Raw genomic sequence first — 13734 nt, 5'->3', positions numbered from 1 at the left:
TTCCGCGACGGGGCGCGCCTGTTGATTGGTCTAGGTTCATCCGATGGCCTACGCGTATCCACCCGACGGCGGGCGCGTCATCACGGTCGGGATGGTCCCGTAGCGGGGCCCGAGGTTCTTGCCCGACGCGGCGGCCAGGCGCGGCAGCGAGCCCATGATGCTGGGCGGCACGTTGGCGCCGGCGAGGCTGATGTTCGGCAACGCGGAGGCGGCGCTCTGAGCCGCGGGGATCACGCTGGTCCAACTGGCCGGCACCGCCAGCGGTCCGAGCGAAGCCGCGCTGCCCAGACTGCCGATGACACCCGATCCGAGTGACCCGAGTGCGCCGGCGCCGGTGCTCGCCGCGCTGGCCGCCCCCGCGGCCGCGGTGCCCGCGGCTGACATCGCCCCGTTCGCCAAGCCCTGCGCGGTTTGGGCCATGCCCAGGATGGAGGACATCCCGTACAGCGGCGTCGCTCCGGCCATGAAGTAGGTGGGAAGCGCGCTGGGCAGGCTGGACGCGAGGCTGTTCATGAGCGAGGAACTGGCCGTAGTGGTCGTCGTGCCGACCGCACTTCCGGCGCCGGTACCCACGTCGCCGAGTGTGGCGGTCCCGGCGGTCATCGGCGACGAAAGCCCCTGCAGGGTATTGGGCACCGTGGACATCATGTGCGACAGGGACGTATGCGTCGCGGTCAGCGTTTCGGACTGGGCGACCGCGCTGCTCTGGTTGGCCAAACCGGCCGAGTCGGTGACGTTCGGGGGCGGGGTGAACGGGGTGACCTCGCAGGCGGCCGCCGAACCCGCGGCGTACTCATACATCGCCGCGGCGTCCTGCGCCCACATCTCGCCGTATTCGGCTTCGGTGGCCGCGATCGCCGCCGAGTTCTGGCCGAAGAAATTGGTCGCGATCAGTGTCGCGAGCTGAACCCGGTTGGCGGCGACCGCAGGCGGTGGAACGGTCATCGCGAAGGCGGCCTCGTATACCTCCACGGCGAGCCTTGCCTGACCGGCCGATTCCGCCGCCCGCGCGGCCGCGCCAGCGGTCCAGGCCATGTAGGGGGCGAACGCGGACGCCATGGTCAACGACGAGGGACCCAACCAGCGTCCCGTCGTCAGTCCCGCGATCACCGAGCGGTAACAGCTTGCCGCGGTGTGCAATTCGGCGGCCAGGCTGTCCCAGGCCACCGCGGCGGCAACCAGGGAAAGCGGACCGGGGCCGGCATACATCCGTGCGGAGTTGAACTCCGGGGGAAAGGCGCCGAAATCGATCACGTCAGGCCCTCGCCCTATTGGCGGCCCGGTTGGCCGCGGGTGAACGCCCGCTAACGCCGGATCCATCAGCTTCGGCGACGACGTACTCCAGCGCCGGCATTCCGCAACTAAACATACTTAAAGTATGAACAAAGAGGTTTGCGCTGGCGAAGAGTATTTTGCGTGCGGCTGCCAAGGTATTTAGTCCCTTGGCCAGTGGTCCAACTGCCCAGGCCGCCAGCCCACGTGCCCCGGTGGTCACGACCGGCATGTGCTTCTCCTCGCGCCCGCAGATGGCCCGGATCCGGGCGTATTTGCTGCTCAAACACTTGAGGTCGAGGTCTGGGCAGCGCTCGCGTACAAACTGACAATGTGATAATAGCGTATAAAACATACTATTGGTCTGTAAAGGTCCTGTGATCTGGACTACAGGTATTTACGGGACCGTCAACCCGGGCGCCCGCGGCTGCTAACCTCGGACTTGGCCAGAGAACTGCCCGGGGGTGGCCGGTCGGTATCGATGCGAAACCGCCTGAGAACCGAGGTGTTTGCCCTGCTGATCAACCTGACGGCCGTCGACCAGGTTCGGGTCGCCACCCCCCGCAGGATCGCGCGCGTCGCCCACGGATTAGGGGCCGGCACTCCCGCCGGGCACAGGCCTCTGCGCCCGGGCCGGGCCGTCCGGCCCGACGACCTGGGCCGGCAATTCCGATGACGACCCATTCACCGGACGGGCGTGCGGATGCGACGCGGCGACAGATTCTGCAGGCCGCCTCGCATCAGTTCGCGCGCCGGCCGTACCACGACGTCGGACTCGATGACATCCTCGCCGAGGCTCAGCTGACCAAAGGCGCGATGTATTTCCACTTCAAGTCGAAACACGCCCTGGCGGTGCAGCTCATCAACAAGCAGATCGCCGCGGCCACCGTCGCCGTGGGAGACCTGTTGACCAGAGGGCTTTCCGGTCTGGAAACCCTGATCGACTTCTCGTATCTGATCGCGGTTCAAGACATCAAGACGGATCTGGTCAGGGCGGGCCTGAATCTGATCGAGTCGGTCGGGCACTCCGAAGGACTGCAGGACACCCTGATGAACGGCTGGGTGGACGCGTTGGCGGACGTCGTTGCGCAGGCGATCGCCGAGGGCGACATCGACGACCAATGCGATCCGCGCGACGTGGGACGCCTGATGGTGGCCCTGCACATGGGGCTGCGGAAGACCAGCAATCTGGACGAACCGGAACGGTTCCTGCTCGATCTGGAGAACTGCTGGATGCTTATCCTGGGCGGGATCCTGCGACCGGACCGAACCGATTACTTCCGTCAATTCCTAAGGCGGCGCGCGGCCCTCGCCGTCAACGCCAGTTCGCCCGATGAAGATTCGACGTAACGGATGGGGGCTGACCGCACCGCGCGCTCCCGGTCGCCACGGCTGCTAGCCTTGGACGCCTCGGCGGCAGATGTGAGGCCAGACCCACGGCTTCGCGCATCGGACGCGACTCCGGAGGTGCAGGAATAATGGCGCGTCAGATCCGATCCGAAGCCACTCGGCGCCGGATTCTCGATGCGGCGATCGAGGTGTTCGGCGAAGTCGGATATGCCGCCGCGGGGTGGGGCGCGATCATCGAGCGGACCGGCATGACCAAGGGCGCCCTCTATCACCACTTTGATTCGAAGGAATCGTTGGCGTCCGACATTCTCAACGAAGGCTCCGAGACCCTTCTCACCGCTTTCGCCAACGTATGCGGCTCGTCGTCGCCTGGGCTGGAGAACCTGCTACACGGCGCCTTCATGATCGTCGAAGTACTGAACACCGACAAGATGGTTCGCACATCCGAGCAATTGGCCTCTGCCTTAAGCGGATTGAACGAGGCCGCCGCGAGCTTCTACGCCGACCTGGCCGGGAAGATCGCTGAGCAGGCCAAGCGGGCGATCGGCGAGGGCGACCTGCGCAAGGACGTCGACCCCGAAGTGCTCTCCGAGTTCCTCGTCGGCGCCATGTTCGGAACGCGGTTGGTATCCAATGCGATAGCTCGCCAAGACGCCGCCAGGACCGTCGCCGGTGACACCACCGGACGCTTGCGTCAGATCTTGGAGCTTCTGCTTCCCGGCACCGTCACGGAGGCGTCGCTTCCATATTTCCGGCAATTCCTTGGCCGCGAAATCATGCGCCACGCCCCCGCCATCGCGGCCCGCGCGGACGCCGACACCGAGCCCTTAATCGGTTAGCTTCCGGTCACCGAAGTTCGGGCCGGGTGTGCCACACGCTCTTTCGGGGTCGTCGAGACGGGGATTCGATAACCGGGCTCGATGCGCTTTCCACAATGCATACTGTTCCGGTGATGTACCCGAGCCTGCTAGGCAAAGTGGTGGCGATGGCCGCTGTGTCCGGACTATTGGTGATGAGCGCTCCGGCATCGTGGGCTGCGCCCGGCGACCCGGTTACGGCGACGGACTCGCCGACACTGTCGCTGACCGACATTGGATCCGCCCCCACCCTGGAGTTCTGGGGCGTGACAAGCACCCAACAGCTGACCGTGCCGGTGCTGCACGGTCTGACACCGACGGCACTGAACGCCACCGTCGAATTGCCGATCAATTTGCGGTCTGGCATGCTCACCGTCTCGCAGGGTGAACGAACTCTTGCGCGACTGAATCTGCCGTCCGCCGACCAGACGCCGATCGTCATTCCCCTGGCGGGTGCGGAAGTCAACGACAACTGGCTGACCGTGACGCTGCGTTCCTACGTGGTGCCGTTGGACGGATACTGCTTGTACCCGGAGAGCCCGCTACGTCTGGCCAACGGGTCGATCACCTACACCGGGGTCGAACTGCCGCCCACCACGGTGGCCCACTTCCTGCCACCGGTGCTGCGAAAGCTCTCCATCTTCCTGCCGCCATCGCCGTCGGCGAACGAATCCGACACGGCGGTCCAACTGGCCGCGTCCGCGGCCGCACGCTACGGCAGGCAGAACCCCGAGATCGCCGTGATCCCGTTGGCCGAAGGACAGGCCGCACCGCCGACGCCGCCGCAACCGCTGGAACGTCAGATCGTCGTGAAAGAAGGCCCCGACAACGGGCTTTCGCTCCAGGGCGCCTCCGGGGTGCCGTGGTTACTGATGTCGGGACCGCTCGGCCAGTCCGACGAATCGAACACTGCCGTGCTGTTCAACGACGTATCGCAGCTGGCTCTGTCGTCCAGGGCGGCGGTGGAAGAACTCAAGCCCAGTCTGCAGCAGCCCGGCAACACCGTTGCGCTGCGCGAGCTCGGGCAGCCGGTCCTCAACTCCACGTCGCTACAACCGCGGGTGTCGATCGGAGTCGATCAGACCCGGTTCGCCAGATCGGTGCACGACGTGCGCGTGCATCTCCTGGGCTCCTACACCCCGACACCGGGAAACGTCGCCGGCCGGATCGCTGTGACGATCGGCCCGGAAACCATCGACCACTGGCCGACCGACGGCCAGGGCACCATTGACCGCTGGATCGACGTGCCCGATCGGCTCTTGCAGCGATACACGAGCCTTGACCTGGTACTCGACGTTGCGGCCAACACCGGGCACTGTGGCGACTTCTACAACGTCGGGCCGGGTAACCAGCTCCTGACGGTGAATATCAACGGAGACAGCACTATCCAGAGCAGTCCCGCCGCGCCACCGGTGCCGGACGGCTTCCAATCGGTGCCGCAGTCCTTGATGCCGCGGATGCAGGTCGGCATCGAGGCCCACTCGTTGATCGACACCGTGCGGGCGATCAGCGTCGTGGTGGGGCTGCAGCGCATAAGCTCGGTGCCGTTGTACACCACGGTCACGAGTGTGCAACAGGCGATCGACTCGTCGGATCCGGCGATCTTGATCGCGGCCGACGGGTGGAACCACTCCAACGTCGCGCTCCCGGTGTCTGCCGGGCCCAGCGGGCCGATCACGGTCAACGCCGTCGAATCCAACGGCAAGCCCGCCAAGCTCACGCTGGACCCGGATCTCCGGTTCGCCTCTCTCCAAACGGTTTTCAACAAGGGCAGGTCGCTGTTGGTGGCGACATCCAACGGCGCGCCCGCACAGCTCGACGAGCTGCTCCGCTGGCTGAGTGGCGACAACAAACGCTGGCAACGGCTCAAAGGCGTCGCGATGGTGTCCGCGCCGGGAGGGCGGGACCCGGTGACCGTCGAGCGCTCGCCCGGGGCCGGTCCGGCCGCGGGACCGCAGAGCCACTCGGATCTGGGCTGGCTATGGTGGTTCGGCGCGGGCTGGGTCGCGGTCGCCATCGTCGGCGCGGGCGTGATCGTGTGGCGCACCAGGCGCGAATCCTGGCGGCGCCGTTAGCTTTCGGCGCTGCACCGCCGCCAAGGCCAAGCGTTATGACCCGACCGGGTGCGGCTAGCGGTCTTCCTCCCACAACTGCTCGGTCAGATCCTGGAATGCCGCGAGGACGAACTGGTCGTCGGCTCGCATCGCGGCCGACTTGCTCATCAGGGCGCGCACCACAGAGCCGTCCTTGTGCGCCAGTTCGACGACCATGTTCGCCAGCGAATGAACGACCGATAACAACGATTCCGAGACCGGCGCCTGATGGAAGATCTGGTGGAACCGGAGCGACAACACCTCCTCCGGCTCATAACCCATCATCTCGGCGAACGCGGCGTTGGAAAACAGGATGCCGCCATCGTTCTCGATGGCCAGCACCGGGATCGGAATGCGCTCCAGCACAACCAGCGCAGGCAGCTGCTTCAAGGCCGTCATCGGCGAGTCGCCATGATGCCGATTGCGTCGTCGCTCCACCGGCCGATTATGGCGCATAACATAGGCTATACACGAGGCCTTTGCGCAGATGCGGATAGGAACGTTCGCGCCCCGGCACTTTTCCCGGTCACTTCACTGCGGTGCCGGCGCCGTTCACTCCCCTTCGGGAACCTGGTGGCGGGGGAACACCCCGCTGGGCGGCGGCAGCTTCGTGCCGGGGGCCAGGCGCGCGCCGACGGCGTCGAACGCCCGTTGATCCGCCGCCTGCCCGAGCAGGTCGAGCAGCTTGCCGGCGGAGTCGGGCATCACGGGCTGGACGAGCAGCGCCGCGATGCGAACCGCCTCGCACGTGGTGTACAGGACGGTCCGGAACCGGATTTGGTCCGGATCGGACTCGCTCTTGCGCAACACCCACGGCTGTTGGGCAGAGAAGTACCTGTTCGCCTCGCCGAGCATCAGCCAGATCGCTTCCAGCGCCAGATGCATGGCCTGCCCGTCGAAACTGGCCCGCACCCGCTCCAGCAATCCGTCGGCCGTCGCCAGCAGATCCGCGTCCGCGCCCGTCAGCTCACCCGGTTCGGGAACGACCCCAGCCAGGTTCTTCGCCACCATGGACAACGACCGCTGGGCCAGGTTGCCGAGCTCGTTGGCCAGGTCGGCGTTGATGCGCGTGACGATGGCGTCTTCGGTGTAGCTGCCGTCCTGACCGAACGGCACCTCCCGCAGCAGGAAGTAGCGCAGCTGGTCCACGCCGAATGTGTCGATCAGGGCGACCGGGTCGACGATGTTGCCTACCGACTTGCTCATCTTCTGCCCACGGTTGAGCAGGAATCCGTGCGCGAAAACCCTGCGCGGCAATTCGATCCCGGCCGACATCAGAAAAGCCGGCCAATACACGGTGTGGAATCGGATGATGTCCTTGCCGATCATGTGCAAGTCGGCCGGCCAGTAGCGGCGGAACAGCTCGGATTCGGTGTCCGGGTAGCCGACGCCGGTCAGGTAGTTGGTCAGCGCGTCGACCCAGACATACATGACGTGGTCGGGATGCCCGGGCACTTTCACGCCCCAGTCGAACGAGGTGCGCGAGATCGACAAATCGCGCAGCCCGCCGGAGACGAAGCTGACAACCTCGTTGCGGCGCACCTCGGGCCCGATGAAATCGGGGTTGGCGTCGTAGTGGGCCAGCAGCTTGTCGGCGTACGCCGACAGCCGGAAGAAGTAGGTCTGCTCCTCGGTCCAGGTCACCGGGGTCCCGGTTTCGACGGCGATCCGGGTCCCGTCGACGAGCGCGGTCTCGGATTCGACGAAGAACCGCTCGTCGCGCACCGAGTACCAGCCGGAGTAGGTGTCCAGGTAGATGTCCCCGGCGGCCTCCATCCGGCGCCAGATCGCCTTGGAGGCCTCGTGGTGGTCGGCGTCGGTCGTGCGGATGAACCGGTCGAAGGAGATGTTCAGCTTCTCCTGCAAACGCTGGAACGCGTCCGAGTTGCGCCGCGCCAGCTCGGCGGTGGGAATGCCCTCGGCCGCGGCGGTCTCGACCATCTTGAGTCCGTGCTCGTCGGTGCCGGTCAGGAATCGCACGTCGAACCCGTCCAGCCGCTTGAACCGGGCGATGGCGTCGGTGGCGATGTATTCGTAGGCGTGCCCGACGTGCGGATCGCCGTTGGGATACGTGATCGCGGTGGTGATGTAGTAGGGCCTCATCGAGAGTCCACCCTATTGTGTGGCCGTGAGTTCCAACCGCTCCGGTGAACGAGAAGCGCCGCCCGCACCCGAACCGCTGGCGCCCCTGGTCGACGCCCATACCCACCTCGACGCCTGCGGGGCTCGCGACGCCGAGGACGTGCACGCCATCGTGGACCGCGCCGCGGCGGTCGGGGTGGGCGCGGTGGTCACGGTCGCCGACGACCTGGATTCGGCGCGCTGGGTGACACGAGCCGCCGACTGGGATCCGCGGGTGTATGCCGCGGTGGGACTGCACCCGACCCGCTCCGACGCGCTGGACGACGACGCGCGCACCGAGATCGAGCGCCTGGTGGCGCAACCGCGGGTGGTGGCCGTCGGCGAGACCGGCCTGGACCTGTATTGGCCCGGGCGTCTCCAGGGGTGCGCGCGGCCGGACACGCAGCGCGAAGCCTTCGCCTGGCATATCGACCTGGCCAAGCGGTCCGGCAAGCCGCTGATGATCCACAACCGCGAGGCCGACGCCGAGGTGCTCGACGTGCTGGTGGCCGAGGGAGCTCCCGACGTCGTGATCTTCCACTGCTTCTCGTCGGACGCCGCGATGGCCCGGCGTTGCGTGGACGCCGGATGGTTGCTCAGCCTGTCGGGAACGGCGAGCTTCCGCAACGCGCGCGCCCTGCAGGAGGCGGTTCCGTTGATACCGCCGCAGCAGCTTCTGGTGGAGACCGACGCGCCCTTCTTGACACCGCATCCCTACCGCGGGTCGCCGAACGAGCCGTACTGCCTTCCTTATACTGTGCGAGCGGTCGCTGAACTGATGGGTCGTCCCGCCGAAGAGCTGGCCCGGACCACCACGGCCAACGCCAGGCGGGTCTACGGACTGGCTCCCGGTTAGGCCGCCGAGCCGGGCGATTCCGCTGACAAAGTCACGCAGGAGTTGCTCAACATTGGCCGGTTCGTTACCGTCTTGTGATCGAAAGGGTGGGGCCTACGGGCCCTAATTTGTCGTTTGGTGCTGATTAGGTCGTTGGGGTGCTTGCTGTGGTCGGGATAGACGCGCGTTGACCGTATTAACAAAACTTCATCAGACGCCGTCTCCGATGTTGCGGCTCGTCGTCGGGGGCTTGCTGGTAGTCCTGGCGTTCGCCGGTGGATTCGCGGTGTCCGCCTGCAAGACGGTCACGTTGACCGTTGACGGCATCGCGATGCGGGTCACGACGATGAAGTCGCGGGTCATCGACATCGTGCAGGAGAACGGCTTCGCCGTCGACGATCGCGACGACCTGTACCCCGCCGGAGACGTCAAGGTGCACGACGCCGCCAACATCGTGCTGCGTCGCAGCCGGCCGCTGCAGATCTCGCTGGACGGCCACGACACCAAACAGGTGTGGACGACGGCATCGACCGTCGACGAGGCGCTGGCCCAACTCGCCATGACCGACACCGCCCCGGCGGCGGCCTCCCGCGGCAGCCGGGTCCCGCTGGCGGGGATGGCACTGCCCGTCGTCAGCGCGAAGACGGTCCGCATCAACGACGGCGGCGCGACGCGCACGGTCCACCTGCCGGCGCCGAATGTCGCGAGCCTGCTCAACGCCGCCGGCGCACCGCTGCTCGAGGGGGATCAGGCGGTGCCGAGCGCGACGTCGCCGATCGTCGATGGCATGGAGATCCAGGTGACCCGCAACCGGATTCAGCGGGTCACCGAGCGGATGCCCTTGCCGCCGAACGCCCGTCGGGTCGAGGACCCGGACATGAACATGAGCCGCCAGGTGGTCGAGGACCCGGGCAGCCCGGGCACCCAGGACGTCACCTTCGCGGTGGCCACCGTCAACGGCGTTGAGACCGGCCGGTTGCCGATCGCCAACACCGTGATCACCCCGGCCCGCGACGCCGTGGTGCGGGTGGGCACCAAGCCGGGCACCGATGTCCCGCCCGTGACCAACGGATCCATCTGGGACGCGATCGCGGGCTGCGAGGCCGGCGGCAACTGGGCGATCAACACCGGCAACGGCTATTACGGCGGCGTGCAGTTCGACCAGGGCACCTGGGAGCGCAACGGTGGGTTGCGGTTCGCTTCGCGCGCCGACCTGGCCACTCGCGAAGAGCAGATCGCCGTCGCCGAGGTGACCCGGGAGCGCCAGGGCTGGGGCGCCTGGCCGGTGTGCAGCGGAAGAGCTGGTGCCAACTGACCGTCCGGCTGCTCGGTCGCACCGAGATCAGGCGGCTTGCCAGAGAGCTTGACTTCCGGCCACGAAAATCCCTCGGCCAAAACTTCGTCCACGACGCCAATACCGTTCGCCGGATCGTCTCGACTTCGGGGGTCGGCCGGACCGACCACGTCCTCGAGGTCGGACCCGGCCTGGGCTCGCTGACCCTGGCACTGCTCGACCGCGGCGCCACCGTCACCGCCGTCGAAATCGACCCCGTGCTGGCCGATCGCCTGCCGCAGACCGTCGCCGAACATTCGCATAGCGAAATCCAGCGGCTCACCGTGCTCAACCGCGACGTCTTGACCCTGCGTTCCGACGAGTTGACCACCCAGCCCAACGCGGTCGTGGCCAACCTGCCCTACAACGTCGCCGTGCCGGCGTTGCTGCACCTGCTCGCCGAGTTCCCATCGATCCGGACCGTGACCGTCATGGTGCAGGCGGAGGTGGCCGAGCGTCTTGCCGCCGAGCCCGGCGGCAAGGATTACGGCGTCCCCAGCGTCAAGGTGCGCTTCTTCGGCGCGGTTCGGCGGTGTGGCATGGTGTCGCCCACCGTCTTCTGGCCGATTCCCCGCGTCTATTCGGGGCTCGTTCGCATCGACCGGCACGCCGCCCCGCATTGGCCCACCGACGAGGCGTTCCGTCGGCAGGTGTTCCGGTTGGTGGACATCGCGTTCGCGCAGCGGCGCAAGACGGTTCGCAACGCGTTCGTGGAGTGGGCCGGCTCGGGCAACGAGTCGGCGAACCGGCTGCTGGCCGCCAGCATCGACCCGGCCCGCCGCGGCGAGACGCTGTCCATCGACGACTTCGTGCGGCTGTTGCGCCGATCGGCCGAATCGGCCGACACCGCCACCCCGGCCGGCCCGTCCGCTACTGAAGAACAGCCGTCCCCGAGCTGACTGCGGCGGCGCTGCGTGTAGTTGGCCGGTCGCAGCGATAGTCTGCTGCGGTGGGTGACAATGACTGACGGCAATACCGCCGCCCAGTGGGTGCCCACCGGGTCGGTCACCGTCCGCGTTCCCGGAAAGGTCAACCTGTATCTGGCGGTCGGCGACCGCCGAGAGGACGGCTATCACGAGCTGACGACCGTCTTCCAGGCGGTCTCGCTGCTCGACGAGGTGACCGTCCGCAACGCCGACGTGTTGTCGCTCGAGCTCGTCGGCGAGGGCGCCGACAAACTGCCGACCGACGAGCGCAATTTGGCCTGGCAGGCCGCCGAGCTCATGGCCGAACACGTCGGCCGGGCGCCCGACGTCTCGATCATGATCGACAAATCCATCCCGGTGGCCGGCGGGATGGCCGGTGGCAGCGCCGATGCGGCGGCCGTGCTGGTCGCGATGAACTCGCTGTGGGAACTCAACGTGCCCCGGCGCGACCTGCGCATGCTCGCCGCCCGGCTGGGCAGCGACGTGCCCTTCGCGCTGCACGGCGGCACGGCGCTGGGCACCGGCCGGGGCGAGGAACTGGCGACCGTCCTGTCCCGCAACACCTTTCACTGGGTACTGGCGTTCGCCGACGGCGAGTTGCTCACGCCATCCGTGTTCACCGAGCTGGACCGGCTGCGCGACGCGGGGGACCCGCCGAGGCTCGCCGGGCCCGGGCCGGTGCTGGCGGCCCTGGCCGCCGGCGACCCCGAACAGCTGGCGTCGTTGCTGGGCAACGAGATGCAGGCGGCCGCGGTGAGCCTGAGTCCGAAGCTGCGCCGGACCCTGCGCGCCGGGGTCCAGGCCGGTGCACTGGCGGGCATCGTGTCCGGCTCGGGCCCGACGTGCGCCTTCCTGTGCTCCTCTGCAGCCTCGGCGGTCGACGTCGGCACCGAGGTGTCCGGTGCGGGCGTGTGCCGCACCGTGCGGGTCGCCAGCGGGCCGGTGGCCGGGGCGCGCGTGGTGCCTTCTCCCACCGAGGTGTGAAAATCGCCCCAAATTACGCGTTCATTTGGGCTGTTCCCTAAGAGGAGTTTAAGATATTGCGCGGTGACGGGTAGCGCTGAGCGAGAACACTCATCTTCGTCCGCCGGGGTCCCCGGCGGACGACTGATACTTCGGGCCCACCGGCGGTTCCGGGGCCCGGTTCGCGCTGATTGGGCGGCCGTACGCGCGGCCGTCGACCCATCGCCGATTCGAGACCTAACTGCTGCCCGAATGTGTTTGCGTGCCTGCTCCCAAGCGTTACCCAGTGAGCGGAATATGAGATCCCGGGCGTCGTGGCGAGCGCCGAAACCGAGGAGGTTTGTGTGAGCAGGTTTACCGAGAAGATGTACCGCAATGCCCGTACCGCGACGACGGGCATGGTCACCGGTGAACCCCACGAACCGGTGCGCCACACCTGGGGCGAGGTGCACGAGCGCGCTCGCCGCATCGCGGGCGGCCTCGCCGCCGCCGGCATCGGCCTGGGCGACGCGGTCGGTGTGCTCGCCGGCTTCCCGGTGGAGATCGCCCCGACGGCGCAGGGCCTGTGGATGCGTGGTGCCAGCCTGACGATGCTGCACCAGCCCACCCCCCGCACCGACCTGGCCGTGTGGGCCGAGGACACGATGAACGTCATCGGCATGATCGAGGCCAAGGCCGTCATCGTCTCCGAGCCCTTCCTGGTGGCCATCCCCGTGCTCGAGGAGAAGGGCATCAAGGTCCTCACCGTCGCCGACCTGCTGGCCTCGGATCCGATCGATCCCGTCGAGGTCGGCGAGGACGACCTGGCGCTGATGCAGCTGACGTCGGGCTCCACCGGATCTCCCAAGGCCGTCCAGATCACCCACCGCAACATCTACTCCAACGCCGAGGCGATGTTCATCGGCGCGCAGTACGACGTCGACAAGGACGTCATGGTCAGCTGGCTGCCCTGCTTCCACGACATGGGCATGGTCGGGTTCCTGACCATCCCGATGTACTTCGGCGCGGAGCTGGTCAAGGTGACGCCGATGGACTTCCTGCGCGACACGCTGCTGTGGGCCAAGCTCATCGACAAGTACAAGGGCACCATGACCGCGGCGCCCAACTTCGCCTACGCCTTGCTGGCCAAGCGGCTGCGTCGCAACGCCAAGCCCGGCGACTTCGACCTGTCCACCCTGCGCTTCGCGCTGTCCGGTGCCGAGCCCGTCGAGCCCGCCGACGTGGAGGACCTGCTGGACGCGGGCAAGCCGTTCGGCCTGCGGCCCTCGGCGATCCTGCCGGCCTACGGCATGGCCGAGACCACGCTGGCCGTGTCGTTCTCGGAGTGCAACGCCGGCCTGGTCGTCGACGAGGTCGACGCCGACCTGCTGGCCGCCCTGCGTCGCGCCGTGCCCGCCACCAAGGGCAACACCCGCAGGCTGGCCACACTCGGCCCGCTGCTGCAGGACCTCGAGGCGCGCATCATCGACGAGAACGGCGACGTGATGCCCGCCCGGGGCGTCGGGGTCATCGAGCTGCGCGGGGAGTCGCTGACGCCCGGCTACCTCACCATGGGGGGCTTCATTCCGGCGCAGGACGAGAACGGCTGGTATGACACCGGCGACCTCGGCTACATGACCGAGGCCGGTCACATCGTGGTGTGCGGCCGCGTGAAGGACGTCATCATCATGGCGGGCCGCAACATCTATCCCACCGACATCGAGCGGGCCGCCGGCCGCGTCGAGGGGGTGCGGCCCGGTTGCGCCGTCGCGGTGCGCCTGGACGCCGGCCACTCGCGCGAGACGTTCGCCGTGGCCGTCGAGTCCAACGCCTGGCAGGACCCGGCCGAGGTGCGCCGGATCGAGCACCAGGTCGCCCGCGAGGTGGTGGCCGAGGTCGACATGCGGCCGCGCAACGTGGTGGTGCTCGGGCCGGGCACCATCCCGAAGACACCGTCGGGCAAACTGCGCCGGTCCCACTCCGCCACGCTGGTCACCTAGGGGCG

11 protein-coding genes are annotated in these 13734 nt (G+C 67.5%); 8 read left to right on the top strand and 3 right to left on the bottom strand.

The window, feature by feature from the left end:
• Nucleotides 1-48 precede the first annotated feature (48 nt).
• Nucleotides 49-1254 (bottom strand): PPE family protein, encoded by a 1206-nt coding sequence (locus G6N51_RS13665; RefSeq protein ID WP_083166808.1) that lies wholly within the window; start codon nucleotides 1252-1254, stop codon nucleotides 49-51.
• Between the two features lie 690 nt (nucleotides 1255-1944).
• Between G6N51_RS13665 and G6N51_RS13660 the strand changes: the two genes are divergently transcribed.
• The 3 genes from G6N51_RS13660 (at nucleotide 1945) to G6N51_RS13650 (ending at nucleotide 5554) form a co-directional block, all read left to right on the top strand.
• Nucleotides 1945-2622 (top strand): TetR/AcrR family transcriptional regulator, encoded by a 678-nt coding sequence (locus G6N51_RS13660; protein WP_083166805.1) that lies wholly within the window; start codon nucleotides 1945-1947, stop codon nucleotides 2620-2622.
• Between the two features lie 128 nt (nucleotides 2623-2750).
• Complete coding sequence (locus tag G6N51_RS13655; protein WP_083166802.1) at nucleotides 2751-3461, top strand: TetR/AcrR family transcriptional regulator; 711 nt, start codon at nucleotides 2751-2753, stop codon at nucleotides 3459-3461.
• 95 nt (nucleotides 3462-3556) lie between these two features.
• Nucleotides 3557-5554 carry a hypothetical protein gene (locus G6N51_RS13650; RefSeq protein ID WP_083166800.1) on the top strand — a complete coding sequence of 666 codons (1998 nt, stop codon included), beginning with the start codon at nucleotides 3557-3559 and terminating at the stop codon, nucleotides 5552-5554.
• A gap of 54 nt (nucleotides 5555-5608) precedes the next feature.
• Here the strand turns inward: G6N51_RS13650 and G6N51_RS13645 are convergent, their stop codons facing one another.
• Nucleotides 5609-5971 carry a PAS domain S-box protein gene (locus G6N51_RS13645; protein WP_083166797.1) on the bottom strand — a complete coding sequence of 121 codons (363 nt, stop codon included), beginning with the start codon at nucleotides 5969-5971 and terminating at the stop codon, nucleotides 5609-5611.
• 153 nt (nucleotides 5972-6124) lie between these two features.
• A complete protein-coding gene (gene metG / locus G6N51_RS13640) occupies nucleotides 6125-7675 on the bottom strand; it encodes a methionine--tRNA ligase (RefSeq protein ID WP_083166794.1) in 1551 nt (516 codons plus the stop codon).
• A gap of 19 nt (nucleotides 7676-7694) precedes the next feature.
• On the opposite strand from metG, the gene G6N51_RS13635 reads away from it, so the two are divergent.
• The 5 genes from G6N51_RS13635 (at nucleotide 7695) to G6N51_RS13615 (ending at nucleotide 13729) form a co-directional block, all read left to right on the top strand.
• Entirely contained in the window at nucleotides 7695-8549 is an 855-nt protein-coding gene (locus G6N51_RS13635) for a TatD family hydrolase (RefSeq protein ID WP_083166791.1), read from the top strand.
• A gap of 166 nt (nucleotides 8550-8715) precedes the next feature.
• Nucleotides 8716-9843, top strand: a complete 1128-nt coding sequence (locus tag G6N51_RS13630) for a resuscitation-promoting factor (RefSeq protein ID WP_197747120.1) — start codon at nucleotides 8716-8718, stop codon at nucleotides 9841-9843.
• Entirely contained in the window at nucleotides 9807-10760 is a 954-nt protein-coding gene (gene rsmA, locus G6N51_RS13625; protein WP_083166785.1) for a 16S rRNA (adenine(1518)-N(6)/adenine(1519)-N(6))-dimethyltransferase RsmA, read from the top strand. The genes G6N51_RS13630 and rsmA overlap by 37 nt, the downstream gene beginning before the upstream one ends.
• A gap of 54 nt (nucleotides 10761-10814) precedes the next feature.
• Entirely contained in the window at nucleotides 10815-11771 is a 957-nt protein-coding gene (locus tag G6N51_RS13620; protein ID WP_180134404.1) for a 4-(cytidine 5'-diphospho)-2-C-methyl-D-erythritol kinase, read from the top strand.
• A gap of 323 nt (nucleotides 11772-12094) precedes the next feature.
• Entirely contained in the window at nucleotides 12095-13729 is a 1635-nt protein-coding gene (locus G6N51_RS13615; RefSeq protein ID WP_083167572.1) for a fatty acyl-AMP ligase, read from the top strand.
• Nucleotides 13730-13734: the final 5 nt, after the last annotated feature.

Source organism: Mycobacterium paraseoulense, from assembly GCF_010731655.1.
Taxonomy (GTDB): domain Bacteria; phylum Actinomycetota; class Actinomycetes; order Mycobacteriales; family Mycobacteriaceae; genus Mycobacterium; species Mycobacterium paraseoulense.
Note: the sequence above shows the minus strand (reverse complement) of the source record. Positions and strands in the feature narration are given on the sequence as shown.

Coding starts and splice junctions, on each gene's coding strand:
- metG (WP_083166794.1), bottom strand. CDS start 7,675: ATGAGGCCCTACTACATCACCACCGCGATCACGTATCCCAACGGCGAT.
- G6N51_RS13655 (WP_083166802.1), top strand. CDS start 2,751: ATGGCGCGTCAGATCCGATCCGAAGCCACTCGGCGCCGGATTCTCGAT.
- G6N51_RS13660 (WP_083166805.1), top strand. CDS start 1,945: ATGACGACCCATTCACCGGACGGGCGTGCGGATGCGACGCGGCGACAG.
- G6N51_RS13650 (WP_083166800.1), top strand. CDS start 3,557: ATGCATACTGTTCCGGTGATGTACCCGAGCCTGCTAGGCAAAGTGGTG.
- G6N51_RS13645 (WP_083166797.1), bottom strand. CDS start 5,971: ATGACGGCCTTGAAGCAGCTGCCTGCGCTGGTTGTGCTGGAGCGCATT.